The 25,796-nt window shown below is 73.3% G+C and carries 23 protein-coding genes and 1 pseudogene; 17 read left to right on the top strand and 7 right to left on the bottom strand.

The window, feature by feature from the left end:
- Positions 1–149 precede the first annotated feature (149 nt).
- A complete protein-coding gene (locus LG395_RS04710) occupies positions 150–899 on the bottom strand; it encodes an SLATT domain-containing protein (RefSeq protein WP_225808547.1) in 750 nt (249 codons plus the stop codon).
- A gap of 287 nt (positions 900–1,186) precedes the next feature.
- Between LG395_RS04710 and LG395_RS04705 the strand changes: the two genes are divergently transcribed.
- From LG395_RS04705 to LG395_RS04675, 7 genes are all read left to right on the top strand, one after another.
- Positions 1,187–1,531, top strand: coding sequence for a YbaB/EbfC family nucleoid-associated protein (locus tag LG395_RS04705; protein WP_171154288.1), 345 nt, complete (start codon positions 1,187–1,189; stop codon positions 1,529–1,531).
- Between the two features lie 73 nt (positions 1,532–1,604).
- Positions 1,605–2,204 carry a recombination mediator RecR gene (gene recR, locus LG395_RS04700; RefSeq protein WP_103814721.1) on the top strand — a complete coding sequence of 200 codons (600 nt, stop codon included), beginning with the start codon at positions 1,605–1,607 and terminating at the stop codon, positions 2,202–2,204.
- Entirely contained in the window at positions 2,197–2,859 is a 663-nt protein-coding gene (locus LG395_RS04695) for a DUF5063 domain-containing protein (protein ID WP_225808546.1), read from the top strand. Before recR ends, LG395_RS04695 begins: the two co-directional genes overlap by 8 nt.
- Before the next feature lie 183 nt (positions 2,860–3,042).
- Complete coding sequence (locus LG395_RS04690) at positions 3,043–4,314, top strand: aspartate kinase (protein ID WP_014673991.1); 1,272 nt, start codon at positions 3,043–3,045, stop codon at positions 4,312–4,314.
- Positions 4,315–4,330: 16 nt separating this feature from the next.
- Positions 4,331–5,392 (top strand): aspartate-semialdehyde dehydrogenase, encoded by a 1,062-nt coding sequence (locus LG395_RS04685; RefSeq protein ID WP_171154284.1) that lies wholly within the window; start codon positions 4,331–4,333, stop codon positions 5,390–5,392.
- Between the two features lie 328 nt (positions 5,393–5,720).
- Positions 5,721–6,401 carry a SigE family RNA polymerase sigma factor gene (locus tag LG395_RS04680; RefSeq protein ID WP_171154283.1) on the top strand — a complete coding sequence of 227 codons (681 nt, stop codon included), beginning with the start codon at positions 5,721–5,723 and terminating at the stop codon, positions 6,399–6,401.
- A gap of 143 nt (positions 6,402–6,544) precedes the next feature.
- Entirely contained in the window at positions 6,545–7,624 is a 1,080-nt protein-coding gene (locus tag LG395_RS04675) for a hypothetical protein (RefSeq protein ID WP_225808545.1), read from the top strand.
- Positions 7,625–7,719: 95 nt separating this feature from the next.
- On the opposite strand, the gene LG395_RS04670 is transcribed toward LG395_RS04675, so the two are convergent.
- Entirely contained in the window at positions 7,720–8,511 is a 792-nt protein-coding gene (locus LG395_RS04670) for an SURF1 family protein (RefSeq protein ID WP_225808544.1), read from the bottom strand.
- 43 nt (positions 8,512–8,554) lie between these two features.
- Complete coding sequence (locus tag LG395_RS04665; RefSeq protein WP_225808789.1) at positions 8,555–9,334, bottom strand: class I SAM-dependent methyltransferase; 780 nt, start codon at positions 9,332–9,334, stop codon at positions 8,555–8,557.
- A gap of 194 nt (positions 9,335–9,528) precedes the next feature.
- On the opposite strand from LG395_RS04665, the gene LG395_RS04660 reads away from it, so the two are divergent.
- Complete coding sequence (locus LG395_RS04660; protein ID WP_225808788.1) at positions 9,529–11,343, top strand: S9 family peptidase; 1,815 nt, start codon at positions 9,529–9,531, stop codon at positions 11,341–11,343.
- A gap of 16 nt (positions 11,344–11,359) precedes the next feature.
- Here the strand turns inward: LG395_RS04660 and LG395_RS04655 are convergent, their stop codons facing one another.
- Entirely contained in the window at positions 11,360–13,195 is a 1,836-nt protein-coding gene (locus LG395_RS04655) for an NAD(P)-binding protein (protein WP_225808787.1), read from the bottom strand.
- A gap of 159 nt (positions 13,196–13,354) precedes the next feature.
- Between LG395_RS04655 and LG395_RS04650 the strand changes: the two genes are divergently transcribed.
- Together LG395_RS04650 and LG395_RS04645 are read left to right on the top strand one after the other, a co-directional pair.
- Complete coding sequence (locus LG395_RS04650) at positions 13,355–14,365, top strand: permease (protein WP_225808543.1); 1,011 nt, start codon at positions 13,355–13,357, stop codon at positions 14,363–14,365.
- Positions 14,362–15,066, top strand: a complete 705-nt coding sequence (locus LG395_RS04645; RefSeq protein ID WP_171154275.1) for a TIGR03943 family putative permease subunit — start codon at positions 14,362–14,364, stop codon at positions 15,064–15,066. The genes LG395_RS04650 and LG395_RS04645 overlap by 4 nt, the downstream gene beginning before the upstream one ends.
- A gap of 38 nt (positions 15,067–15,104) precedes the next feature.
- On the opposite strand, the gene LG395_RS04640 is transcribed toward LG395_RS04645, so the two are convergent.
- The gene (locus LG395_RS04640; protein WP_225808542.1) at positions 15,105–17,171 is read right to left on the bottom strand and encodes an NAD(+) synthase; all 2,067 of its coding nucleotides are present in this window, start codon (positions 17,169–17,171) and stop codon (positions 15,105–15,107) included.
- Between the two features lie 146 nt (positions 17,172–17,317).
- Here LG395_RS04640 and LG395_RS04635 point away from each other — a divergent pair, with 146 nt between their 5' ends.
- From LG395_RS04635 to LG395_RS04625, 3 genes are all read left to right on the top strand, one after another.
- Positions 17,318–17,722, top strand: a complete 405-nt coding sequence (locus LG395_RS04635; RefSeq protein ID WP_171154271.1) for a hypothetical protein — start codon at positions 17,318–17,320, stop codon at positions 17,720–17,722.
- Between the two features lie 316 nt (positions 17,723–18,038).
- A complete protein-coding gene (locus LG395_RS04630; RefSeq protein WP_225808541.1) occupies positions 18,039–19,013 on the top strand; it encodes an ATP-binding cassette domain-containing protein in 975 nt (324 codons plus the stop codon).
- The gene (locus LG395_RS04625; RefSeq protein WP_225808540.1) at positions 19,010–19,804 is read left to right on the top strand and encodes an ABC transporter permease; all 795 of its coding nucleotides are present in this window, start codon (positions 19,010–19,012) and stop codon (positions 19,802–19,804) included. Before LG395_RS04630 ends, LG395_RS04625 begins: the two co-directional genes overlap by 4 nt.
- 64 nt (positions 19,805–19,868) lie before the next feature.
- Here LG395_RS04625 and LG395_RS04620 read toward each other — a convergent pair whose 3' ends face one another.
- Entirely contained in the window at positions 19,869–23,021 is a 3,153-nt protein-coding gene (locus LG395_RS04620; RefSeq protein ID WP_225808539.1) for an ATP-binding protein, read from the bottom strand.
- A gap of 234 nt (positions 23,022–23,255) precedes the next feature.
- The gene (locus tag LG395_RS04615) at positions 23,256–23,729 is read right to left on the bottom strand and encodes an ArsI/CadI family heavy metal resistance metalloenzyme (protein WP_225808538.1); all 474 of its coding nucleotides are present in this window, start codon (positions 23,727–23,729) and stop codon (positions 23,256–23,258) included.
- 80 nt (positions 23,730–23,809) lie between these two features.
- Between LG395_RS04615 and LG395_RS04610 the strand changes: the two genes are divergently transcribed.
- From LG395_RS04610 to LG395_RS04595, 4 genes and pseudogenes are all read left to right on the top strand, one after another.
- The gene (locus tag LG395_RS04610) at positions 23,810–24,190 is read left to right on the top strand and encodes an ArsR/SmtB family transcription factor (protein ID WP_225808537.1); all 381 of its coding nucleotides are present in this window, start codon (positions 23,810–23,812) and stop codon (positions 24,188–24,190) included.
- Complete coding sequence (locus LG395_RS04605) at positions 24,187–24,933, top strand: aquaporin (RefSeq protein ID WP_225808536.1); 747 nt, start codon at positions 24,187–24,189, stop codon at positions 24,931–24,933. The genes LG395_RS04610 and LG395_RS04605 overlap by 4 nt, the downstream gene beginning before the upstream one ends.
- A 25-nt stretch (positions 24,934–24,958) precedes the next feature.
- Positions 24,959–25,375, top strand: a complete 417-nt coding sequence (locus LG395_RS04600) for an arsenate reductase ArsC (RefSeq protein ID WP_171154258.1) — start codon at positions 24,959–24,961, stop codon at positions 25,373–25,375.
- Between the two features lie 33 nt (positions 25,376–25,408).
- A pseudogene (locus LG395_RS04595) lies at positions 25,409–25,743 on the top strand (GNAT family N-acetyltransferase); the annotation flags it as partial.
- Positions 25,744–25,796: the final 53 nt, after the last annotated feature.

Raw genomic sequence — 25,796 nt, 5'->3', positions numbered from 1 at the left:
GCCCCGGGGTGGTTGAACGTCGGGCGAACGTTCGTGGACAGGCTCCGCCGGGGCCTGTCCGCGCGCGTACCGTGACTCCACCATCGTCCGGCTCCGGGGAGTGGCGGGGGCACCCACATGAGTGGTTCCCCGCGCCCCCGTCGGAACGCTCACCGCGGCTCCGGCGGCCGCTGCCGCGGCATGTTCGGGCGGCTGCCGTTCGCCGGTGGCAGGAGGAAGCGGGTGCCCGGGCCCCCGGCCTCCTGGCGCGGCACCGGCGCCACCGCCGTCTGGATGCCCAGCGGCGCCGCCCCCGTGCGGAACTCCACCATCCAGTCGGTCGTCTCCGTGCGCACCAGCTCCGTGACGTCCTCCGAGAACCGCCGCAGCACCGACAGGCACCGCTCGGCCGCCTCGCTCGCCGTGCCCTCCGCCGGCCCGAGCATCTCCCGCACGCACTCCGACGCCCAGTCGAACTGCAACGCCTGGAGCCGCCGGTGCACCGCCTGGGCCGTGGCCACGTCCCTCATCCAGCCCGACGTGACCCCGAGGAACCGGTCGATGCCGACGCAGGACACCGCGAGCAGCAGCGCCAGACAGCCCCAGGGTGCCACCCCGCCGGCCGCCCCGGTGAGGTCCAGCAGCGGCAGCGCCGCCCCGGCCACGGCCCCGGCCGCCGCCCCGACCCGCAGCACACGTGCCCCGCGCCGCTTCCACACCCGGTCCCGCAGGTACCAGTCGGCCGTCTCCAGTGCCCGCCGCTCCACCCACCGGTACAGCTCGTCCAGCCGCTCGGCGGGTTCGCCCCAGTCCCCGAGCGGGAAGGCCCGCCCGGTCAGATCGCCCGGCCGCAGCCCGGCCGCACCCTCGCCCCGCCCGTCCTGAGGCGGACCCTCGGGCTGCATCTCCGGCTGACCCACCCGGCACTCCCTACTGATCACGACCGGTCACGTAGCGTGACACTCCCTGCCGACGTGCGGCCACCTTCCTACCGCCCAACGGGTGGCGGAGAGGGGGCTTTCCCGACTTTTCCGCCCGTAAGAGGGCCTTGATCAGGTATAGGACTCACCGTGTTCTCACTCGAAAGAGTGGCGGAGCAGTGGCCGCGTGGACCACGTAGGCTCATTCACGACGGAGAAGAACGTCGCACGAGGAACGTCGGACAGAACGTCGGACGGACGTCGGAGAAGACGGTGAGGAGCTGATCGTGATCCCCGGTGGTGGCCAGCCCAACATGCAGCAGTTGCTCCAGCAGGCCCAGAAGATGCAGCAGGACCTGCAGCGGGCGCAGGAGGAACTGGCGAACACGGAGGTCGACGGGCAGGCGGGTGGCGGCCTGGTGCAGGCCACCGTCACCGGTGCCGGTGAGCTGCGGGCGCTGAAGATCGACCCGAAGGCGGTGGACCCGGAGGACACCGAGACCCTCGCCGACCTGATCGTGGCGGCCGTACAGGCGGCCAACGAGAACGCGCAGGCGCTCCAGCAGCAGAAGCTCGGCCCGCTGGCCCAGGGGCTGGGCGGCGGCAGCGGCATCCCGGGCCTGCCGTTCTGACGCCTCCGCCTTCCGGGCGGAGGCGTCAGGCAACTACCGTACGTACCGAAAGGTCTCCAGGAAGGGCAGTCCGTTGTACGAAGGCGTGGTCCAGGACCTCATCGACGAGCTGGGGCGGCTGCCCGGCGTCGGTCCCAAGAGCGCGCAGCGGATCGCCTTCCACATCCTGCAGGCCGAGCCGACGGACGTGAAGCGGCTCGCGCAGGCGCTCCTGGAAGTGAAGGCGAGGGTGCGTTTCTGCGCGACCTGCGGGAACGTGGCGCAGGAGGAGCTGTGCGGCATCTGCCGCGACCCGCGCCGCGACCCCTCCGTCATCTGTGTGGTGGAGGAACCGAAGGACGTCGTCGCGATCGAGCGCACCCGCGAGTTCCGGGGCCGGTACCACGTGCTCGGCGGCGCGATCAGCCCGATCGAGGGCGTGGGCCCCGACGACCTGCGTATACGAGAACTTCTCGCACGGTTGGCCGACGGGACGGTCACGGAACTGATCCTGGCCACGGACCCGAATCTGGAAGGCGAGGCGACGGCGACGTACCTCGCCCGCATGATCAAGCCCATGGGCCTGAAGGTCACCCGCCTGGCCAGCGGCCTCCCGGTGGGCGGTGACCTGGAATACGCGGACGAGGTGACCCTCGGCCGCGCCTTCGAGGGGAGACGACTCCTAGATGTCTGACGCCACGCTGCACGCCTCGACGCAGAACCCGGACGACTTCGTGGTCCAGATCGCGGACCAGGTCGAGAGCTTCCTGGTGGCCGTCACGGAGGTGGCGAAGGGCGACGAGCCCGAATCGGCGGTCCCCTTCCTGCTCCTTGAGGTCTCCCAGCTCCTGCTGGCCGGCGGCCGGCTGGGCGCCCACGAGGACATCGTCCCCGAGGAGCGCTACGAGCCCGACCCGGGGCCCGAGCCGGACGTGGACGAGCTGCGCGAGAACTACGCCCGGCTCCTGGACCCGATCGACGTCTACTCCGAGGTCTTCGACCCGTACGAGCCGCGCAAGGCGCCGGTGCCGGCCCGGCTCTCCGACGACCTCGCCGACATCATCACCGACCTCCGCCACGGCATGGCCCACTACCGCGCGGGCCGCACCACCGAGGCCCTGTGGTGGTGGCAGTTCTCCTACTTCTCCAACTGGGGCCCGACGGCCTCCGCGGTGCTGCGCGCCCTGCAGTCCGTCCTCATCCACGTCCGCCTCAACCAGCCCCTGGAGGAACTGGACGGCCTCGACACCGACCAGGCCGCCGTGGGCGACGAGATCCTGGAGTTCGAGGCGGGCCGCGTCATGGCCGAGGAGATCGGCGAGCCCCTGGGGATCCGTCCCGGGCAGTGACCGGACCGGTGCCGGGTCCGGACCCGGCACCTTGTGAGCCAGGGCACTTTCCGAGTGGTGGGCCGATCGCTGGGCAGGGGTCGAGACCGGGCGGGCGGATGTCTCACCATGCGGGAGCAGGGTGGTGGATTTCGGACGCTCGATAGACTGAGCCGACACAAACGAACCGAGCGAGGAGCGCACGTGGGCCTTGTCGTGCAGAAGTACGGAGGCTCCTCCGTAGCCGATGCCGAGGGCATCAAGCGCGTCGCCAAGCGGATCGTGGAAGCGAAGAAGAACGGCAACCAGGTTGTCGTCGTCGTTTCCGCGATGGGCGACACGACGGACGAGCTGATCGATCTCGCCGAGCAGGTTTCTCCGATGCCTGCCGGGCGGGAATTCGACATGCTGCTGACCGCCGGAGAGCGGATCTCCATGGCCCTGCTGGCGATGGCGATCAAAAACCTGGGCCACGAGGCGCAGTCCTTCACCGGCAGCCAGGCAGGCGTCATCACCGACTCGGTCCACAACAAAGCCCGGATCATCGACGTCACGCCGGGGCGGATCAGGACGGCTCTCGACGAGGGCAACATCGCCATCGTCGCCGGGTTCCAGGGCGTGAGCGCCGACAAGAAGGACATCACCACGCTGGGCCGCGGCGGGTCCGACACCACCGCCGTGGCGCTCGCCGCCGCGCTCGACGCCGAGGTCTGCGAGATCTACACCGACGTCGACGGCGTGTTCACCGCCGACCCGCGCGTGGTCAAGAAGGCGAAGAAGATCGACTGGATCTCCTTCGAGGACATGCTGGAGCTCGCGGCCTCCGGCTCCAAGGTGCTCCTCCACCGCTGTGTGGAGTACGCCCGCCGCTACAACATCCCGATCCACGTCCGGTCGTCCTTCAGCGGACTGCAGGGCACGTGGGTCAGCAGTGAGCCGATTGGGGACAAGAAGGTGGAGCAGGCCATCATCTCCGGTGTCGCGCACGACACCTCCGAGGCCAAGATCACGGTCGTCGGCGTGCCGGACAAGCCGGGTGAGGCCGCCGCGATCTTCCGGACCATCGCCGATGCCGAGATCAACATCGACATGGTCGTGCAGAACGTGTCCGCGGCCTCCACGGGCCTGACGGACATCTCCTTCACGCTGCCGAAGACCGAGGGCCGCAAGGCCATCGACGCGCTGGAGAAGAACCGCTCCGGCATCGGCTTCGATTCGCTGCGCTACGACGACCAGATCGGCAAGATCTCCCTGGTCGGCGCCGGCATGAAGACCAACCCGGGCGTCACCGCCGGGTTCTTCGAGGCGCTCAGCGACGCCGGTGTGAACATCGAGCTGATCTCGACGTCCGAGATCCGCATCTCGGTGGTCACCCGGGCCGACGACGTGCCGGAGGCCGTCCGCGCCGTCCACACCGCCTTCGGTCTGGACTCCGACAGCGACGAGGCCGTCGTCTACGGCGGCACCGGCCGATGAGCCGGGACACGGTCCGATGACCGGCAGGCCGACGCTCGCGGTCGTGGGAGCGACCGGAGCCGTCGGCACGGTCATGCTCCAGATCCTGTCCCAGCGCGCGGACGTCTGGGGCGAGATCCGCCTGATCGCCTCCCCGCGCTCGGCCGGCCGCAAGCTGGCCGTGCGCGGCGAGGAGGTCGAGGTGGTGGCCCTGACGGAGGACGCCCTCGCCGGGGTCGACATCGCGCTGTTCGACGTCCCGGACGAGGTCGCCGCCGAGTGGGCGCCGGTCGCCGCCGCGCACGGCGCGGTCGTCGTCGACAACTCCGGCGCCTTCCGCATGGACCCGGACGTGCCGCTCGTCGTGCCCGAGATCAACCCGCACGCCGTGCGGTCCCGGCCGCGCGGGATCGTCGCCAACCCCAACTGCACGACCCTGACGATGATCGTCGCCCTGGGCGCGCTGCACGCCGAGTTCGGGCTGCGCGAGCTGGTGGTGTCGTCGTACCAGGCGGTGAGCGGGGCCGGGCGGGCCGGCGTGGAGACGCTGCGGGCCCAGCTGTCGCTGGTCGCCGGCACCGAGCTGGGCACCAAGCCCGGGGACGTACGGCGGGCCGTCGGGGACGACACCGGGCCGTTCCCCGAGCCGGTCGCGCTCAACGTCGTGCCGTGGGCCGGCTCGCTGCGCGAGGACGGCTGGTCGTCGGAGGAGATGAAGGTCCGCGACGAGTCCCGGAAGATCCTCGGCCTGCCGGCGCTGCCGGTCGCCGTGACCTGTGTCCGGGTGCCGGTGGTCACCACGCACTCGCTCACCGTCCACGCCCGTTTCCAGCGGGAGGTCGGTGTCGACGGGGCCCGCGAGATCCTCGCGACCGCACCGGGCGTGGTGCTGTGCGACGACCCGGCGGCCGGTGAGTTCCCCACCCCCGCCGACGTGGTGGGCACCGACCCGACCTGGGTGGGCCGGGTGCGCCGGGCCCTGGACGACCCCACCGCGCTGGAGCTCTTCGTCTGCGGCGACAACCTGCGCAAGGGCGCCGCGCTGAACTGCGCGCAGATCGCGGAACTCGTCGCGGCGGAGCTGTCCGCCCCCACATAGCCGTTGAACTTTGTAGGATCTCTGTAAGCACTGTGGTCGGGAGCATGGTCCAAACGGCTTGAACCACTCCCTGCCCGCGACAGAGGATTTCCCTCCCCGCCATCCGCAACCGTACGGAGGCGGGGAGCGTCTTTGCGGTCACCCTTGCGGGACCTGGGGACGTGATGATCCCGGCGTGGGGACGCCGTGGTCGGGGCGTGGGGGCGCCCGTTCATATGGGACATAAGGGAAGAGCGGGACGCATGACGGCACTTGAGGCGCCGCCGGTTGTCGCACATGTGACGCCCGGCACGTACAACCCCCGAGGGGGGCAGCGTGTCCAACAGGCGTGGCAGAGGTACTCGAACTCAGTGTGGCCCGCGGCGGTACGGCCCTGCGGCCCCGCGCGGCGCTCCGGCCCCGCCCGTCCGGCGGCATGCCGGTGATCGCGCCCATGCCCGCAGCGCGGCCCGCCCGCATACCCAGTCAGCGTGACGGCGCCGAGGACTCCGCGGGTGCCGTGGCGGCCGAGGCCGCCGGCACGACCGTCGACCACCTCACCGAGACCTACCGGGCGCACTACCGCTCGCTGCTCGGTCTCGCCGCACTCCTCCTCGACGACACCGCCTCCTGCGAGGACGTCGTCCAGGAGGCGTTCATCCGCGTCCACTCGGCCCGCAAGCGCGTCCGCGACCCCGAGAAGACCCTCGCCTACCTGCGGCAGACGGTCGTCAACCTCTCCCGCTCCACGCTGCGCCGGCGCATCCTCGGCCTGAAACTGCTCTCCAAGCCGATGCCCGACATGGCGAGCGCGGAAGAGGGCGCCTACGACCAGCTGGAGCGCCGCGACCTCATCAAGGCGATGAAGGGGCTCCAGCGCCGTCAGCGCGAGGTCCTCGTGCTGCGCTACTTCGCGGACATGACCGAGGCCCAGGTCGCCGAGACGCTCGGCATATCCCTCGGCTCGGTCAAGGCGTACGGTTCCCGGGGCATCGCCGCACTGCGGGTCGCCATGGGGACACCGGCATGAGCGACCACGCCGAAGAGGGCGCCTGCCATGAGGGTCACTCCCATGAGCGCCACTCCCATGAACGCCACGAGCCCTACGTCTGGCACGAGCCGACGCAGGGCGACGGGCAACAGCACACGCCATCGCACGCTGGGAACGGAACTGTGAACCACGGCCCCGACGACAAGGGCCCGGAGAGGCTCGAAGGAGTCCACAGCCTGGACGGGCCCGACTCCGACGAACTGGCCCTGCGCCGACTGCTGCACTCGGCGGTCGACGACATCGAACCGCGCACCGGAACCCTGGACCACCTGCGCCGGGCCGTCCCCGCGCGCCGCGCGCGCAAGCGCCAGGCGGTGGTCGGCATGGCCGCGGCGGCCCTGTTCATCGGCACCGCGATCCCCGCCCTCGTACACGTCTCCCAGGCCGGCGGCTCCGACCCCAACACCGCGATGGCCGGCCAGTCCTCCCAGGCCCAGGGCGGCACCGGGCAGGGCAAGGACAAGGGCACAGGCAAGAGCGACCCGAAGGACACCGGGGGTACGACGGCCAAGCCCGGCAAGGAGTCCGGCCGGCCCGACGACAAGGGCACGACGCCCGGCAGCGGCGGCGGCGGCGGCTCCACCGGCTCCGTCGGCCCCTCCGCCACGCCGTCCTCGGGCGTCCCGCTCTGTACGGCGACCCAGCTGGGCTCCGCCACCGGCAGCGCGAACGCGCCCGACACCGCGGGGGTCGTCTACGGCACCTTCCGCGTCACCAACATCTCCGGCACCGCCTGCACGGTCGCCGGCGCCGGCAGCGTCACGCCCACGGCCCAGGGCGCCGCCGACCCGGCCAAGATCCTCACCGCCCGGCACACCGCCGGTGACGCGGCGACCGCCCTGCCCGACCCGTCCCAGGAGGTCACCGGGCTGGTCCTCCAGCCGGGCGCGGCGTACGAGGAGAAGTTCGCCTTCGTCCCCTCGCAGACCTGCCCCACCAGCGGCGGCGACAGCGGTCCGGGCGACCCGGGCCCCACCGGCCCGACGCCCGATCCGTCGCCCACCCAGAGCGCCTCCGGCACCACGACCGACAGCACCGGCACGGAGGGCACGGCACCGCAGCTCGTCACCGAGGACGGCACGGCCGACGGCAGCGTCACGGTGACCCACACCGCACAGGGGGGTTCGCCGACGGCGACGGCGGTGGTGCCCGGCGCGTGCGCGGGGACGGTCTACTACACCGGGGTCCTCGCGGGCGCCTGACCCTTCGGCGGGAGCGGGGTGCGTCGACGCCGTCCGTCCGGGGGGAGCGTGCGCGGCCGCGGGTCCGTCGTGGCCGGCCGCGCGGTTCCCGCGCGTCAGCCGGTCGGTACCGGAGACTGCTCCGGCTCCTCCGGCACGAGCCCGAGCGCGGCGTCCCGCTGGAACTCCAGCTCCCGTCGCAGCAGACGGAACCACATGAACACCACGAAGCCCGCGAACACGAACCACTCGCCGGTGTAACCGAGGTTCTGGAACGCCTTGAGGTCCAGCCCCGTACCGCCCGGCGCGCTCGCGGGCACGGCCTTCATCCCGGCGTCCCCCTTGTCCAGGGTGACCCAGGCGTCGTACAGCCGGTACGGCACCAGGTTGACCAGCGACGCCGGGCTGATCGCGGAGGTCTGCCCGGCGGGCAGCCCGCCCTGCGCGCTGACCCCGTTGTCCCCGGGCGTCTCGGGCGCCTGCAGCGCACCGGTGACGGTGACCTCGCCGCGGGGCGGCGCGGGCGCCTTCGCCGCGTCCGCCGTACCCGGCAGCCAGCCCCGCACCACGGGCAGCGCCTTGCCGGAACCGGTACGCAGCAGCGTCAGCACGTAGAAGCCGCGCTTGCCGTCCAGCTCCCGTCCCGGCACCAGCAACTGCTCCCCGTACCGCCCGCTCGCCGTGACCCGCCGTCCCGACGTGCTCTTGTCGACGGGCAGCAACGAGTCCAGCGGGCGCGCGGCCTCGTCCCGGTCGGAGGCGGCCTGTTCGGTCGCGGCGCGATGGTCCTGCACCCGCCCCTCGAACCGGCTCAGCTGCCACGACCCCATGAAGACGCAGAACGGGATGGCGAGCAGCACGAAGACGTTGATGCCCCACCAGCGGGGTGTCAGCAGAAACCGGTACACGCCCTCCACGGTACGGCGCCCGGCCCGGTGCCCCGGCCTCGGGTCAGTCCTTGGCCGCCCTGAGGGAGTAGATCAGCGGGATGCGCGGATGGCCCGCCGGGAACCTGTGGTAGCCGTCGCGCACCTCGAAGTTCCCGAAGCGCGGGAAGAGCGACACGTCGTGCTCGTGCAGGAACTCGATGCGCAGCCCGGCCGCGGCGAGCGCGGAGACCACGTCCCCGAGCGGGTGCTGCCACTCCACGCTGCGGTTGTGGACGGTGACGGCGTCCAGGTCGGCGTAGGTGCCCGGTTCGTTCCACACCTGCGCGTCCCGGGTGAAGTAGTCGCGCACGACCCGGGTGCCGGTCTCGTCGTCCAGGGTCTCGGTGATCGGGTGGAACTCGGCGAGGTAGAGGAAACCGCCGGGCGCGACGAGGGAGGCGGCCGTCCGGGCCCAGCGCCCGAGGTCCGGCAGCCAGCACAGGGCGCCCAGCCCGGTGTAGACGATGTCGTACGACGGCTCGGGCACGGCCCCGGCCGCGTCGTACACGTCACTGGTGACGAAGGCGGCCCGGTCGGGGCCGTACCCGAGGTCGGCGGCGAGCGCGCGGGCCGCCTCCACCGCGGGTGCGGAGAAGTCCAGGCCGGTGACGCGGGCGGCGCCGTGGTGGAGCCAGGAGAGGGTGTCGGTGCCGATGTGGCACTGCAGGTGCAGCAGCGACTTCCCGGTGACGTCCCCGACCTCGGCCCGCTCGAAGTCCCGCAGGTCGTCCCGGCGGGTGCGGAAGCCTTCGAGGTCGTAGAAGGGTCCGGCGACGTGGAGGGGCACCCTCTCGTCCCACATGGCCTTGTTGTCCTCGCGCCAGCCCTCGGGAACGGACGGGGAGGGGTGCTCCGGCGCCGACGGGGACGACGGCCCCTCGGGTGCGGACGGAGAAGTGACGGAAACGCTCATGCCGCGGAAGTTATCCACAGGCTGTGCGCTCCCGCCACCCAATTGTCGGCGCGGCCAGGCACTATGGGCGCATGACTGGGGCCATGAACGACGGCGGTACGCCGCCCACGCAGCACACAGCGGACATGCCGGACTGGGAGAAGCGCTTCCGGGCGCCGCGGGTGTCGCTGCCCGACTGGGCGGAGGACGCGCCGGACCGCTCCCTGTTCGTGTCGAACGCGACGGGGACGTACGAGCTGTACGCCTGGGACCGGGCGACGGGCGAGCAGCGCCAGGCGACGGCCCGGCCGAACGGCACGACGGACGGCGTGCTCTCCCCGGACGGCGCCTGGATCTGGTGGTTCGACGACAAGGACGGCGACGAGTTCGGCATCTGGCGCCGCCAGCCGTTCACGGGCGGCCCGGACGAGCCCGCCGTACCCGGTCTCGACCCGTCGTACCCGGCCGGCCTGGCCCTGTCCCGCGACGGCCGCACGGCGGTCGTCGGCCGCTCCACGGACGAGGAGGGCACGACGATCCACCTGGCCCGCGAGGGCGCGGACCCGGTGGAGATCTACCGCCACCGCGAGTCGGCGGGCGTCGGCGACCTCTCGCACGACGGCTCCCTGATCGCCGTGGAGCACACCGAGCACGGCGACGCCATGCACGCGGCCCTGCGGGTGCTCCGCCCGGACGGCACGACGGTCGCCGAGCTGGACGACACCAAGGGCGGCACCGAGGAGCTGGGCCTCGAGGTGCTGGGCTTCGCCCCGGTCGACGGCGACACCCGGCTGCTCATCGGCCACCAGCGCCGGGGCCGCTGGGAGCCGCTGGTGTGGGACGTGGCCACGGGCGAGGAGACCGGCCTGGCCCTCGACCTGCCCGGCGACGTCAGCGCCGAGTGGTACCCGGACGGCTCGGCCCTGCTCGTCGTCCACGGCTTCGAGGCCCGCAGCGAGCTGTTCCGGTACGACGTCGCGACCCGCGAGCTGACCCGCATCCCCACCCCGCCCGGCACGGTCTCCGGGGCGACGGCCCGCCCCGACGGCAGCGTGGAGTACCTGTGGTCGTCGGCCGCCGAGCCCCCGGCGGTCCGCTCCACGGCCGGCGGTGTGGTGCTGGACCCGCCGGGGATGGCGTGCCCGGCGTCGGTGCCGGTGCAGGACGTGTGGGTGGAGGGCCCCGGCGGCCGTATCCACGCCCTGGTCCAGAAGCCGGCGGGCGCCACGGGCCCCCTGCCCACCGTCTTCGACCTGCACGGCGGGCCGACCTGGCACGACAGCGACTCCTTCGCCGCCGGCCCGGCCGCCTGGGTCGACCACGGCTACGCGGTCGTCCGCATCAACTACCGAGGCTCCACCGGCTACGGCCGTGCCTGGACGGACGCCCTCAAGCACCGGGTCGGCCTGATCGAGCTGGAGGACGTGGCGGCGGTGCGCGACTGGGCGGTCTCCTCCGGTCTCGCCGACCCCGCCCGCCTGGTCCTGACCGGCGCCTCCTGGGGCGGCTATCTGACCCTGCTCGGCGTCGGCACCCAGCCGGAGGCCTGGGCGCTGGGCATCGCGGTGGTGCCCGTCGCGGACTACGTCACCGCGTACCACGACGAGATGGAGTCCCTGAAGGCCATGGACCGCACCCTGCTGGGCGGCACCCCGCAGGAGGTCCCGGAGCGCTTCGAGGCGTCGTCCCCGCTGACGTACGTCGACCAGGTCAAGGCCCCCGTCTACATCTCGGCGGGCGTCAACGACCCGCGCTGCCCGATCCGCCAGATCGACAACTACGTCAAGAGACTGGAGACCCGGGGCGCGGTCCACGAGGTGTACCGGTACGACGCGGGGCACGGCTCGCTGGTCGTGGACGAGCGGATCAAGCAGGTGAGACTGGAGCTGGAGTTCGCGGCACGGCACCTGCCGGTCTAGGTGTGCTGTCCCGGGCTCAGCGCAGCTCCGCGAGGCCTCTCCGGGTGGCGGCGACGACCACCCGGTCGCCCTTCCCCAGCACATGGGAGGACGCGGTGTCGGCGTGGCCCAGCAGCGCCAGGACCCGCCAGGACCCGGCCCGGAAGGCCTCCCGCACGGTGCGCCCCTCCAGCTGGGGATGCCCGTCCACGTCCACCGCGGCGAACAGCAGCACCCTGCGCTCCACGGCGACGGCCCCGAGCACCTGCCGCCCCAGCATGGCCCCGGCGAACGCGGGGGCGGCCAGATGGGTGACGCTCCGGCTCCGGGTCAGAGCCTGCGGGTAGGCGGTGCGCAGGGTGCGGTACACGGCGGTGGCGAAGTCGTCGTCGTACAGCCGCAGCACCACCCGCAGATCGGGCCGTACGGTCCGCGCGTACAGCACGGCCTCCAGGTTGGTGGTGTCGGAGCTGGTCACCGCGAGCAGCGCCTGGGCCCGCTGGATCTGGGCGGCCTCCAGGACGCCCTCCTGGGTGACGTCCCCGAGCACCACCGGCACCCGCAGCCGGCGCGCGGTGGCGAGGCCCCGCGCCTCCGGGTCGGACTCGACGCACACCACGGGGATGTTCAGTTCCCGCAGCCGGGTCAGCACCCGGGTGCCGATCTTGCCGAGCCCGAGCAGGACGACGTGCCCGCTCAGGCCGCGCGGCGGCTTGCGCAGGGCGGAGGCGGTGCGGAAGGTGCCGAACGCCTCCAGCGCGGCGGCCAGCAGCACCGGAAGCAGCAGCAACCCGACGAGCGCGGAGAGGAGTTGGAGGAGCTGGCGGCCCAGGGGCTGCCTGAGGGCCGGGTCGTCGATCGCGAACAGGTCGAGCAGGGTGATGTAGAAGGCGCGCAGCGGATGGATGCCGGTGACCACCCACAGGGCGACGGCGAGGCCCACCACGCAGCCCGCGAGCACGGCGAGGGTCCAGCGCAGCCGCCGTGAGAACAGGGAGCCGAGCGGGGGCACACCGGTCATCGCGCGACGGGCGGGTGCGGCGGACTCGCCACCGGCCGGGGCGAAGACGTGTTCCAGCACCACCGCCTGCCGTCCGGCGGCCTGCCGGACCTCCTCGTCGTCGGGAAGCAGCCGGGGCTGCTGTTCACCGGCGCCGTACGGGCCGTCGGCGCCGCCCGGGTCGCCGCCCGAGAGCAGGGCGAGGGTGTGCAGCCCGGTGCCGGGGCCGTCCCCGGACAGCGGCCGTTCCACGGCCCGCAGCAGCAGGCCCTCGGTCTGGACGACCCTGCTCGTACCGGCGACGGCAGTGGCGGCCAGCGCGGGTGCGGCGGTGTCGGCGTCGGACAGCACGGTGGTGGAGGCCTCGGTGGCGGTGCCCGGGCCGCCGTCGTCCCCGGCGGCCAACGCGGCGGCCTGGTCGAGGAGTTCCTCGATGTGCTGGCCCAGCCGCCGGTTGTACAGCCGCAGGACGAGCCGCAGCCGTGGATTGAGCCGACGGGCCGTCAGAGCGGCCCGGATGTTGGTCTCGTCGTCGTCGTACACCAGGGCCAGCGCGGCGGCCCGTGCCACCCCGGCCTCGGCGAGCACCGCCTCGGTCAGCTCGGCGGCCTCCAGCACCCCCTCACCCTCGGGGTGCCCGCCGGCCGGCGCGCCGGCCGGCTGCCCGCCCGGGCCGGAGCGGCCCACGGTGCCCACGGCGGCGCTGACCACGCGGTCGAACAGCGCGGCCGACGCGGACCGGGCACGGCCGACCACCGGGGGCCGGACGGTGCGCTCGTCCGGCGGCACGACGAGCGTGACCTGCTCGCCGTAGACCCCGCGCAACTCGGCGGCCAGCCGGTGCGCGAGGCCGTCGTCCCCGCACACCACCATGTGCGCCGGCGGGGACCCCGGCCCCCCTTGATACGGAACGCTCGCCACGAGGGAAAAGAGTGCACCAAGCAGCCGGGTGGTTCCAGCGGCGCTCTGAACGCCCGCGCCGGGATCCGCGTAGGGAAGGGGAGGGAGAGCAGCAGCCGGAGGGAACAGCCCGTGGCCATCACCGAAGACGCCCCGCTGGGTACGGACGTCAGCCGTGCCGGGCCCCCGCGGAGCCGGCGGCTCAGCTCGCCGCTGGCGCTCACCCTGACCCTCCTGACGGCCGTGCTCGCCCAGTCGCCGATCCGCGGGGCCCTCGGCACCCCGCTGATGCAGAGCTGGACGACCGTGTTCGTGGCGGTGACCGTCCAGGCGCTGCCCTTCCTGGTGCTGGGTGTGCTGCTGTCGGCGGCGATCGCGGTGTTCGTCCCGGCGTCCTTCTTCGCACGCGCCCTGCCGCGCCGGCCCGCCCTCGCCGTGCCGGTGGCGGGGGTCGCGGGCGCGGTGCTGCCGGGCTGCGAGTGCGCGTCGGTGCCGGTGGCGGGCGCCCTGGTGCGCCGGGGCGTGACCCCGGCCGCCGCCCTGGCCTTCCTGCTCTCCGCGCCCGCGATCAACCCGGTGGTGCTGACCGCCACCGCCGTCGCCTTCCCCGGGCACCCGGAGATGGTCCTGGCCCGGTTCCTGGCGAGCCTGCTGGTGGCCTGCGCGATGGGCTGGCTGTGGCAGCGGCTGGGCCGGACGGACTGGCTGCGCACCCCGGCGCGCGGCGCGCACGAGGGCGCGACCAAGGGGGAGGCGTTCTGGGGCGCGGTCCGGCACGACGTCATGCACGCGGGCGGGTTCCTGGTGCTGGGCGCGACGGCCGCGGCCACGCTGAAGGCGGCGGTCCCGGCCCACTGGCTGCGCACGGCCGCCGGCACCCCGCTGGTCTCGGTCCTCGCCCTCGCCGCCCTCGCCGTGCTGCTGTCGATCTGCTCGGAGGCGGACGCGTTCGTCGCCGCCTCCCTCACCCAGTTCTCCCCGACGGCCAAGCTGGTGTTCCTGGTGGTGGGCCCCATGATCGACCTCAAGCTCTTCGCGATGCAGGCCGGCACCTTCGGCCGCGGCTTCGCGCTCCGGTTCGCGCCCGCCACCTTCGCGCTGGCCGTCGCGGGCGCCGTGCTGACCGGGGCGGTGCTGCTGTGAACCGCCAGGCCCAGGCGGCCGTCCTGTTCCTGCTCGGCGGCGCGCTGCTGCACGCGGGCACCACCGACCTGTACCTGCGGTACGTCAAGGCGGGCCTGCGCCCGCTGCTGCTGGCCGCGGGCGCGGTGCTGATCGCGGCGGCCCTGGCGACGGCCTGGTACGAGCGCCGGCGCGACCGGGAGCGGCACCCGCACCCCGAGCCGCGTGTCGCCTGGCTGCTCCTGCTGCCGCTCCTCGCCCTGATCCTGATCGCACCGCCGGCCCTCGGCTCCTACAGCGCCCTGCGCTCCGGCACGGCCCTGCAGAAGCCGTACGGCTACGGCCCGCTGCCGGCGGGCGACCCGGTGCCGCTGTCCGTCGTCGACTACGCCTCCCGCGCGGCCTACGGCCACGGCCGCTCCCTGCACGGCCGTGCCGTCCGGGTCACCGGCTTCCTGGCCCTGGACCACGCGGGCCGGCCCTACCTGGTCCGCATGGCCCTCAACTGCTGTGCCGCGGACGCCCAGCCGGTGAAGATCGCGCTGACCGGCGCGCTGCCGCCGGTCCTGCGCCCGGACGCCTGGCTGGAGGTGACGGGCACGTACGCCCCCGGGCTCACCCACGACCCGGTCAACGACGGCCCCATCCCCTATCTGCTGGTCACCGCGACGCGTCCGGTGCAGGCCCCGCGCGACCCCTACGACGAGACCTGGAACACCTGACCGGCACCGGTCACCGGCACCGGCCGGCCCGGCCCCGGCTACCGGTCGGCCGCCGCGCTGTCGAGGTCGAAGCGGGCGAGGTCCCTGAGCCACACCTCCGCGTTGCCGTCCGAGGGGGCCCGCCAGTCGCCGCGCGGGGAGAGGGAGCCGCCCGCCGACACCTTCGGGCCGTTCGGCATGGCCGAGCGCTTGAACTGCGAGAACGCGAAGAAGCGGCGGCAGAACACCTCCAGCCAGTGCCGGATCTCCCGCAGGTCGTACGCCACCCGCTTGGTCTCCGGGAAGTTCGGCGGCCAGGCGCCGGACTTCGCGTCGTGCCAGGCGTGCCAGGCCAGGAAGGCGATCTTCGAGGGCCGGAAGCCGTAGCGCAGCACGTGGAAGAGGGTGAAGTCGTGCAGCGCGTACGGGCCGATCTTCGACTCGGTGGACTGCATCTCCTCGCCCGGCACCAGCTCCGGGCTGATCTCGGTGTCCAGGATCGCGGCCAGGATCTTGCCGGTCTCCTCGTCGAACTGGCCGCTGTTGATCACCCAGCGGATCAGGTGCTGGATGAAGGTCTTCGGCACGCCGGAGTTGACGTTGTAGTGGCTCATCTGGTCGCCGACGCCGTACGTGGACCAGCCGAGCGCCAGCTCGGAGAGGTCGCCGGTGCCGAGGACGATGCCGCCGCGCTGGTTGGCCAGCCGGAACAGGTAGTCGGTGCGCAGACCGGCCTGCACGTTCTCGAAGGTGACGTCGTACACCGGCTCGCCGGAGGCGAAGGGGTGCCCGATCTCCTTCAGCATCAGCCGCGCGGTCGGCGTGATGTCCAGCTCGGCCGCGGTGACGCCGAGCGCCCGCATCAGCTTGTGGGCGTTGTCCTTGGTGTGGTCGCTGGTGGCGAAGCCCGGCAGGGTGAAGGCCAGGATGTCGCTGCGCGGCCGGCCCGCCCGGTCCATCGCCCGGGCGGCGACGATCAGCGCGTGCGTGGAGTCCAGACCGCCGGACACGCCGATGACGACCTTGGGGCCGCCGATCGCCGCGAGCCGCTGCTGGAGCCCGGCGACCTGGATGTTGTAGGCCTCGTAGCAGTCCAGGGCGAGCCGCTCGGGGTCGGCGGGCACGAACGGGAAGCGCTCCACGCGCCGGCGCAGCCCGAGGTCGGTGAGCGGCGGGTCCAGCTCGAAGGAGACGGTCCGGAAGTCGCCGGTCCGGGCGGCGTGGGTCCGGCGGTTGTCGTCGAAGGTGCCCATCCGGTGCCGCTCCTGCCGCAGCAGGTCGAGGTCCACGTCGGCGACCGCGTACCGGTCGCCGAGCGGGAAGCGCTCGGTCTCGGCGAGCAGCACCCCGTTCTCGTAGATCATGGTCTGCCCGTCCCAGGACAGGTCCGTGGTCGACTCGCCGAGGCCGGCCGCCGCGTAGACGTACGCGGCGAGGCAGCGCGAGGACGCCGAGCGGCACAGCAGCTTGCGGTCCTCGGCCCGGCCGACCGTGATCGGGCTGCCGGAGAGGTTGACCAGCACGGTCGCCCCGGCGAGGGCCGCCTCGGCGCTCGGCGGCACCGGCACCCACATGTCCTCGCAGATCTCGGTGTGCAGCACCAGCCCGGGCACGTCCTCGGCGGCGAACAGCAGGTCCACCCCGAACGGCACCTCGGCACCCGCGACCCGGATGGTCCCGCCCCGCTCGTCGTGCCCGTCGGCGAGCTGCCGGCGCTCGTAGAACTCGCGGTAGGTCGGCGGGTACGACTTCGGTACGACACCGAGGATCCGGCCGCGGTGCACGATCACCGCGCAGTTGTAAATCCGGTGGCGGTGGCGCAGCGGGGCGCCGACGACCAGCACCGGCAGCAGCTCCGCCGACCCGGCCACGACGGTGTGCAGAGCCGCCTCGACCTGGTCGAGCAGCGCGTCCTGGAGGAGCAGGTCCTCGATGGAGTAGCCGGTCAGGCCCAGCTCGGGGAAGACGGCGACGGCGACGCCCTCGTCCGCGCACCGGCGCGCCAGGCGCAGGACCGCGTCGGCGTTGGCCCGCGGGTCGGCGATGACGGTGTGGCCGGTGCACGCGGCGACCCGCGCGAAGCCGTGGCTGTAGAGCGACCAGAAGTTCAACGGGGCTTCCTTCATGTCAGGAAGCCTAGATCCCGGCCGCGCCGGGCTCCTCGGGCCCACCTGTCCGCCGGGGTACCGGGGGCACGGTCCGCCGGGGTACTCGGGCGCACCTGAGTACGCGGGCTCTGGGCGGTGCGGCTGCGGACCGGAAGGCTGGAGGCATGCGCCAAGAACCTCTGAAGCCCGTTCTCCGGATGCTTCCGGCCCTCGCGCCCGCCCTGGCCGCCCTGGCGGCGTGGGCCGCCTGGCTGGGCTGGGACCAGCGGCGGGACGTGCACGCGGACGGCTCGACGACCGGCCCGTACGAGACCTGGCAGGTGATCGGGCTCGTGCTCACACTGCTGGTGCCGGTGTACCGGGCCGTGTCCCGGGGACACACCGCGAGCGCGGTCCTCGGCACCACGGCGGGGCTGACGGCCGCGGCCTGGTACGACTGGTCGGACGACGCCGGCGGCCTCTTCGTGATCGGCGTGGGCCTGGTCGCGATCGGCAGCCTCGCCGGGACCGCCTCCGTCTCAGCCGTGATCGCCCTGACCGGTCGGGGCGCGCGCCGCGCCGCGTCCTGACCGGCGCGGACCTCGCGGGCAGGGGTCCCCCCGGCGGGCCGGAGGCGTAGGGGTCGCGTCAAGGCCGTACGGGCGGCCGTGAGAGGGCCGTCACCGTCCTCGGCTTCGTCGCGGAGCCCAGGGTGAACGTCCGCGCACCCACCACCGCGCTCGAGGAGCCGGTGGCGAAGGGGTGACGGGGCCGGCGGCTCCGAGGGCCCGGACCGTGACCCGCGCCCCGGACGGGGCCGCGGTTTTCACCGCCCCGGTCCCGCCCCCGAGCGGCTGAAACCGCGCTGAAGCCACGCTGAACCGCCCGGGCCGCACGCTCTGCGGCATGACGACGACGAACGCGGACCCACTCGCGATCGCAGCCACCGGGCTGCGCAAGTCCTACGGGGACAAGACCGTCCTCGACGGCATCGACCTCCACGTGCCCGCCGGCACCGTCTTCTCCCTCCTCGGGCCCAACGGTGCCGGCAAGACCACGGCGGTCGGCATCCTGTCCACGCTGATCTCCGCCGACGGCGGACAGGCGCGGATCGCCGGGTACGACGTCACCGCCGAGGCGCAGGCGGTGCGGGCCGCCATCGGGGTCACCGGTCAGTTCTCCGCCGTGGACGGGCTGATCACCGGCGAGGAGAACATGCTCCTGATGGCGGACCTGCACCACCTCTCCCGGCAGGAGGGACGGCGCGTCACCGCAGCACTGCTGGAACGGTTCGACCTCACCGAGGCCGCGAAGAAGCCCGCCTCCACCTACTCCGGCGGCATGAAGCGCCGCCTCGACATCGCCATGACCCTGGTCGGCAGCCCGCGGATCATCTTCCTGGACGAGCCCACCACCGGCCTGGACCCGCGCTCCCGCCACACCATGTGGCAGATCATCCGCGAACTGGTCTCCGGCGGCACGACCGTCTTCCTCACCACCCAGTACCTGGAGGAGGCCGACCAGCTGGCCGACCGCATCGCCGTGCTCGACGGAGGAAGGATCGTCGCCGACGGCAGCGCCGAGCAGCTCAAGCGGCTCGTCCCCGGCGGGCACGTGCGGCTGCGCTTCTCCGACCCCGAGGCGTACGAGCAGGCGGCCACCGCGCTGCGCGAGGCCACCCGCGACGACGAGGCGCTCACCCTCCAGATCCCCAGCGACGGAAGCCAGCGCGAACTGCGGGCCATCCTCGACTGGCTCGACGCCGCCGGCATCGAGGCCGACGAACTGTCCGTCCACACCCCGGACCTGGACGACGTCTTCTTCGCCCTCACCGCTACCCCCGTGCCCGCCCAGTCCGCCGACAAGGAGACCGCCCGATGAGCGCCGCCGGCCAGCCCTTCCGCGACAACCTCACCATGCTGCGGCGCAACCTGCTGCACGCCCGCCGCTACCCCTCCCTCACCCTCAACCTCCTGCTCACCCCGGTCATCCTGCTGCTGCTCTTCGTCTACGTCTTCGGCGACGTGATGAGCGCCGGCATCAACGGCGGACACGCGGACCGCGCCGAGTACGTCGCCTACCTGGTCCCCGGCATCCTGCTGCTGACCGTGAGCATGACCTCGCTCGGCACCGCCGTGTCGGTGGCCACCGACATGACCGAGGGCATCATGGCCCGGTTCCGCACCATGGCGATCTCCCGGGCCTCCGTGCTGATCGGCCACGTGCTCGGCAGCGTCATCCAGACGCTGATGGCCCTGGTGCTGGTGCTGGGCCTCGGCCTGGCCATCGGCTTCAGGCCCGACGCGACGCCGCTGGAGTGGCTCGCCGCCGCCGGGCTGATGACGCTGGTCAGCCTGGCACTGACCTGGCTCGCGGTCGGCATCGGCCTGGTGAGCCCCAACCCCGAGGGAGCCAGCAACACCGGGACCCCCCTGGTGATGCTGCCGTTCCTGTCCAGCGCGTTCGTGCCGGTGGACGCCATGCCGGGCTGGTTCCGCTGGTTCGCCGAGTACCAGCCGTTCTCGCCCGTCATCGAGACCCTGCGCGGCCTGCTGCTCGGCAGCGGGATCGGCACGAGGAACGCCGTGCTCGCCGTCGCCTGGTGCGTGGGGCTGACCGTGCTGGGCTACCTGTGGTCCAAGGCCCGGTTCAACCGGGAGCCGCGGCGTTGACGCCGGCGGGACTCAGCCGGCGCTCAGCCCCTCGCGGCTCACCCGGCGCTCAGCCCCTCGCGGCTCACCCGGCGCTCAGCTCCCGCAGTGCCGCCGCCCGCAGCTCCTCCCGCCCCAGGGCGGCGTACCTCGACCTCGCGTCGGCGTACGCCGCCCTGTCGGCGTTCTCCGCGGCCCGCCGGGACCGGGCCGAGGACAGGGTCGGGAAGTCCCGCACCACCGGCATCCGCTCCGCCAGCGCCACCAGCCGCACGGCCGCCGTCTCGCCCCCGGCCAGCCCGGCGAGCCCGAGCGCGAGCAACACGGTGCCGTAGACCGGCAGTTCGACGGGGGAGCCGGAGGCGGAGGGGGAGGGGCCGGGGGAGGCGGAGGGACCGGACAGCATCCCCACGAGCCGTTCCCGCAGTTGTCCGGCCAGCCCGGCGACCGGCTCCAGCCGGCCGTGCTGCGCGTGCGCCGCCAGCGCGACCGACTGCACCTGGAGCGACCACGGATGCACGAACGGATCACCGGCATGCAGCACGCTGTCCTCCCGCACCCGCTCCGCCGCCCGGCGCCACAGACCGAGCCCGACCTCCGTCAGCCCCCGGGCCAGCGCGATCTCCGCCCGGGCCAGCAGGTCGGGGGTGTAGATCTGCGGCGACTCGGGCGGCTGTTCCAGGGCCGCCAGCCCCAGCCAGTACTCCGCCTCGTCCACCTCCCCGCGCTGCAGACAGGCCAGCACCAGCCCCCAGCGCACGCCCACCGAGTCCGACCAGTCGCCGAACCGGTCGAGCGCATCGAGCGCGGCGCGCAGATGGTCGTACGCCTCCGCGCCCCGCTCGGACTGGAGGCACAGTTCGCTGATCCGTCCGTGACAGAGGAGCTGCATGGTGGGGTTGGCGAGCGGCCCCAGCGCGTCGAGCATCCGGCGGGCGTACTCCAGCGCGCGCTCCGTGTCGTGCGCCGCGTCCCACACGTAGCTGGCGAAGCACGCCGCCACACCCGCCAGCAGGGGTTCCTCCGCGTCGCACAGCTCCCGCAGCAGCGCGTACTGCGGCGGGTGGATGTCCGGTACGGCGCACAGCACGACGGCCAGCGCCCGCAGCAGCGTGTCCGGCGGAGCGGGCGGCAGCCTGCGCAGCGTCACCAACTGCCGTACCGCGCGCGGGCCGTGCGCCATGAAGAGGCTGGCCGTGCACACGGCCGCCGCGGTGCGGGCCGGTTCGACGTCCTCGGGGCCGGGACGGAAGCGGGACAGCGGCCCGCCGGTGTCGTCGATGAGGGCGGCGAGCCGGGTGAAGTGGGAGTCGGTGGCCCACAGGGAGGCCAGTACGGCGGTGAGGGCCGTGGCGGTGGGCCCGTCGGAGCGGGCCAGCGCGTGCCGCAGCGCGAGGACCAGGTTGTCCTGCTCGGCCCGTATGCGGGTCCAGGAGGGTGCCGGGTCGCTGCTGAACAGCACGTCGTGGTGCTCGCGGCCGAAGTCCCGGGCCCAGCGCAGGAACCGGCCGGTCACCGCCTCCTCCTCGCCGGCCTCGGCCCGCCGGGCGGCGCCGAACTCGCGCAGGGTCTCCAGCATGCGAAAACGCGTCCCGGACGGGCTGTCGTCCACCCTGATCAGGGACTGACCGGCGAGCTGCTCCAGCAGGGACAGCGTGTCCCCCGTCCCGCCGAGCAGGTACTCCGCCGCGTCCTCGGCGAAGCCGCCCGGGAACACCGACAGCGCGCGCAGCGCCGCCCGGCCGTCGGGCTCCAGCAGGTTCCAGCTCCACTCGACCACGGCGTGCAGCGTGCGGTGCCGCTCGGGCGCGTCACGGGCGCCGCCGCGCAGCAGCGCGAACCGGTCCCGGAGACGGCGCGCGATGTCGGCCACGGAGAGCACCCGCACCCGGGCCGCGGCCAGTTCCACGGCGAGCGGCAGCCCGTCCAGGTGGCGGCAGATCTCGGCGACCCGGTCGGCGGGCAGGTCCACGCCGGGCCGGGCCGCCCGCGCCCGCTGCTCGAACAGCTCGACCGAGGTGGCGAGGGACAGCTCCGGCAGGGCGTACACGGACTCCGAGGTCAGCCCCAGCGGGGCCCGGCTGGTCGCGAGGACCCGCAGCTCCTTCGACCGCGACACCAGCGCCCGGACGAGGTCGGCCACGCCGGCGATCACCTGCTCGCAGTTGTCCAGCACCAGCAGTGTCGGCCCCGTGCCCAGCGCGCCGACGATGCCGCTCACCGTGTCGCCGCCCCCGGTGAACTGCCGGCCCTCGCCCGCGCCCACCGCCGCGGCCACCTCGGCGGCCACGTCGTCGTCGGCGGTGACACCGGCCAGCGGGACGAAGTGCACCACGGGCTGCTCGGCAGCGCGGCTCACCGCGTGGGACAGCCGGGTCTTGCCCAGCCCGCCGGGGCCCACGACGGTGACCACCCGGGCCACGCGCAGCATCTCCGCCACGGTCGAGATGTCGGCGCTCCGCCCCAGCAGCGGATTCGGCTCGTGCGGCACTCCCTGCCGGACCCGGGGCGCGTCCGCGCTCAGCAACTCCTGGTAGAGGGCCCTGAGCCCGGGGCCCGGATCGGTGCCCAGCTCCTCGCGCAAGCCCCGCCGGTAGGCGTCGTACCGGGTCAGCGCGGCGGCCCGGCCCACGGTGTCCGCCTCGCAGCGCAGCAGCTCCGCCAGCACCTCCTCGTCCCGCGGCAGCTCCCGGGCCAGTTCGGCCAGCGGCGCCGCGGCCTCCTCCCGCCGCCCCAGCCGGGCGAGCGCGAGCGCGCGGGAGCGTACGAGCGAGCGGTGCGCCCCGAGCCGGTCGGTACGGAGCGCCACCACCGGATCGTGCAGGTCCTCGCCCGCCCCGGCCCCCACGCTCCCGTCCCACAGGGCCAAGCCCGCCTCGGCCTGCGCCAGGGCACCCGCGTGATCCCCGGCCCGCGCCCGCGCGGCGCTCGCCGCCTCGTGCAGCAGCAGCGCCGAACTGTCGACCTGGGCCTCGTCCAGCGCGAGCCGGTACCCCGTCGGCGTACTGACGACCAGCTCCCCGCCCACCTGTGCCCTGAGCCGCGACACCAGCACCTGCACGGCCTTGCCGGGCCGCTCCGGCAGCCCGTCCGGCCACAGCCCCTCCACCAGCCGCCCGGTACTGCACCCGGCCCGCAGATCCCCGGCGAGCAACGCCACCAGCCCGCGCAGCCGGGGAGCGGTGATCTCCCGCCCACGACAGGCGACTTCGGACAACAGAGCCAACTCGGTGGTCACGCGTGAAGACTAGCCACCCACCGCTCTCGGGGAGGAAGAGACCGAGCTTGGCCGGCCCGGGGCACTACGGCATTCCCGCCGACCGGTGCGTCAAGGACCTGGAACCGGCCGCTCTCCGCCCGGCGACCGACACGAGCGGACGGCAGGACCTGGACCTCACACGCCCAGCGGACGCACGCTTCCCCAGCCTGTTGGCCGCCGTCGGCCGGCATCCCGGCGCGTTCACCCGCGGGATCACCGGCCGCAGGCGCATCCGGCCGCCGCCGGGGTCTCCACGGTGGCCGGGCCGGTGCAGCATCCGGCGCCGGTGGCGTCGGGGTCGGCGCTCTTTCCGAGGGTGCCGGCGTCGGCCTTCACGACGTAGACCTCCCAGGGCTCCTTGCCGGGGCCGTGGACCCAGACCTTGTCCTGGAGGGCGTAGCAGCAAGAGGTGTCGTTCTCCTCGAAGGTGGCCAGGCCGGCGTCCTTGAGCCGGGTGGTGGCGGCGCTGACCTGGTCGGTCGACTCCACCTCGACGCCGAGGTGGTCCAGCCGGGTCTCCTCGCCGGGCTCGCCCTCGATCAGGACGAGCTTGAGCGGCGGCTCGGTGAGGGCGAAGTTGGCGTAGCCCTCGCGCCGCTTGGCCGGTTCGGTGCCGAACAGTTTCGAGTAGAAGGCGATCGACGCTTCCAGGTCACTGACGCGCAGGGCGAGCTGAGCACGGGACATGGCGTGGCCCCCATCTGGTTGCATTGACGTCTGTCGATACAGAGCTTGCGGCCTGGATCGAGAATCGTCAACATAGAAGAATGTCGAAGCAAGAACTGGTGATGCTCGGTCAGGACGACCGGTCCGCCGCCTGCTGCCCGGGGCTGGTGACCGCACCCCTGGACCAGGACCAGGCGGCCGAGCTGGCGAAGATCTTCAAGGCGCTGGGTGACCCGGTGCGCCTGCGCCTGCTGTCGATGATCGCTTCACGGGCCGGCGGCGAAGTCTGCGTATGTGACCTGACCCCGGCCTTCGAGCTGTCACAGCCGACGATCTCGCATCACCTCAAGCTGCTCAGGCAGGCGGGCCTGATCGACTGCGAGCGCCGGGGCACCTGGGTCTACTACTGGGCGCTGCCCGGCACCCTGGACCGGCTCGCCGCGTTCCTCGCCACCGCACAGAAGGCCGAGGCGACCGCGTGAGCGGATCACTGGGGCGCCGTGCCCTCGCCGAGGCCGTGGGGTCGGCCGCCCTGGTCACCGTGGTGGTCGGCTCCGGTATCCAGGCCACCGAGCTGACCCACGACGTGGGCGTGCGGCTGCTCGCCAACTCGCTGGCCACAGTGTTCGGGCTGGGGGTGCTCATCGCTCTGTTCGGGCCGGTCTCCGGCGCCCACTTCAACCCGGTCGTCACGCTCGTGGCCTGGTTCACCGGCCGGCGCACCCCGGACGGGCTGACCCTCCAGGACGTGGCCGCGTACATCTCCGCCCAGACGGCCGGAGCGATCGGCGGCGCCGTCCTGGCGGATGCCATGTTCGCCAAGCCCCTGGTGCGGTGGTCCGGCCACGACCGCTCCGCCGGCCACCTGTGGCTCGGCGAGCTGGTCGCCACCGCCGGTCTCGTCCTGCTGGTCCTCGGCCTCGGGCGTACCGGACGCACCCACCTCGCTCCGGCGGCTGTGGCGTCCTACATCGGCGCGGCGTACTGGTTCACGTCGTCCACGTCGTTCGCCAACCCCGCCGTCACCGTCGGCCGCGCCTTCACCGACACCTTCGCCGGGATCGCGCCCGCCTCGGTCGGCCCGTTCGTCGCGGCCCAGGCCGCCGGTGCCGTGGCCGGCCTGAGCCTGGTGGCCGTCGTGTTCGCGCGGCCCGTACCGACGCCGGTCGCATCCGTCCCCGCGCAGGACGAACCCGCACTCGCCGCTCCCTCCTCGAGCCTCTGACCCGCCGCCCGGAAAGACACCCGCCATGCCCTCTCCCTCCCAGCGACCGTCTGTCCTGTTCGTCTGCGTCCACAACGCCGGGCGCTCCCAGATGGCGGCCGCCTTCCTCACCCACCTGGCAGGCGACCGCGTCGAGGTGCGCTCCGCCGGTTCCGCCCCCGCCGGCACCGTGAACCCGGCCGTCGTCGAGGCCCTGGCAGAGCTGGGCATCGACATCTCGGCAGAGGTGCCGAAGGTGCTCACGGTGGAGGCGGTCCAGGCGTCCGACGTCGTGATCACGATGGGCTGCGGCGACACCTGCCCCGTCTTCCCCGGCAAGCGCTACCTCGACTGGGAACTCCCCGACCCGGCCGGCCAGGGAGTCGAAGCGGTTCGCCCGATCCGCGACGAGATCGAGAAGCGCGTCCGCGGCCTGGTCGACGAGATCGCCCCGGCGAACTGACCGGGCAGGCTCGGCGGGTACCGCGTCACGGCGATGGGCACCGGGCACGCCCACCAGGCCTGACGCTCCGCCAACGCGGCATCGACGAAGGCAACGCGACCTTCGAGACCACCGCCCCACAGGGGAAGAGTCCGACGCCGCCAGGCTCCCGCGACACCGATACGTCGCCCGCGACGACTCGGGCAGGGGCCTGGGCGGGGTCGCCGTAGTGCCGGTCTGGGACCGGTGCGCGTACGCCGGCGTCGTCGAACACGTCGGTATACGTCCAGGTCCACCCCGACGCCCGCAGCCGTGACGTCGGCGCCGCACTGCTCCAAGAGCTGATCAGGCCCACTGAGACCGCCGGGATCCGGACGATCCAGCCGGGGACTTCCACCTCGTCATGGGCCGCCACCGATCAGTGCCGGATATGCAGGTCCGC

The sequence above is a fragment of the Streptomyces spinosus genome (genome assembly GCF_020400655.1).
GTDB lineage: Bacteria > Actinomycetota > Actinomycetes > Streptomycetales > Streptomycetaceae > Streptomyces > Streptomyces argyrophylli.
This window is presented reverse-complemented; position numbering and strand designations above follow the sequence as displayed.

Bases quoted from the DNA above. Each gene is read 5' to 3' on its own strand.
- LG395_RS04655 (WP_225808787.1), bottom strand. From the start codon at position 13,195: ATGGTGGTGTGCGGGGACGACGGCCTCGCGCACCGGCTGGCCGCCGAG.
- LG395_RS04685 (WP_171154284.1), top strand. From the start codon at position 4,331: ATGACCGGCAGGCCGACGCTCGCGGTCGTGGGAGCGACCGGAGCCGTC.
- LG395_RS04660 (WP_225808788.1), top strand. From the start codon at position 9,529: ATGAACGACGGCGGTACGCCGCCCACGCAGCACACAGCGGACATGCCG.
- LG395_RS04635 (WP_171154271.1), top strand. From the start codon at position 17,318: ATGCGCCAAGAACCTCTGAAGCCCGTTCTCCGGATGCTTCCGGCCCTC.
- LG395_RS04600 (WP_171154258.1), top strand. From the start codon at position 24,959: ATGCCCTCTCCCTCCCAGCGACCGTCTGTCCTGTTCGTCTGCGTCCAC.
- LG395_RS04610 (WP_225808537.1), top strand. From the start codon at position 23,810: ATGTCGAAGCAAGAACTGGTGATGCTCGGTCAGGACGACCGGTCCGCC.
- LG395_RS04630 (WP_225808541.1), top strand. From the start codon at position 18,039: ATGACGACGACGAACGCGGACCCACTCGCGATCGCAGCCACCGGGCTG.
- LG395_RS04625 (WP_225808540.1), top strand. From the start codon at position 19,010: ATGAGCGCCGCCGGCCAGCCCTTCCGCGACAACCTCACCATGCTGCGG.
- LG395_RS04695 (WP_225808546.1), top strand. From the start codon at position 2,197: ATGTCTGACGCCACGCTGCACGCCTCGACGCAGAACCCGGACGACTTC.
- LG395_RS04615 (WP_225808538.1), bottom strand. From the start codon at position 23,729: ATGTCCCGTGCTCAGCTCGCCCTGCGCGTCAGTGACCTGGAAGCGTCG.
- LG395_RS04665 (WP_225808789.1), bottom strand. From the start codon at position 9,334: ATGTGGGACGAGAGGGTGCCCCTCCACGTCGCCGGACCCTTCTACGAC.
- LG395_RS04640 (WP_225808542.1), bottom strand. From the start codon at position 17,171: ATGAAGGAAGCCCCGTTGAACTTCTGGTCGCTCTACAGCCACGGCTTC.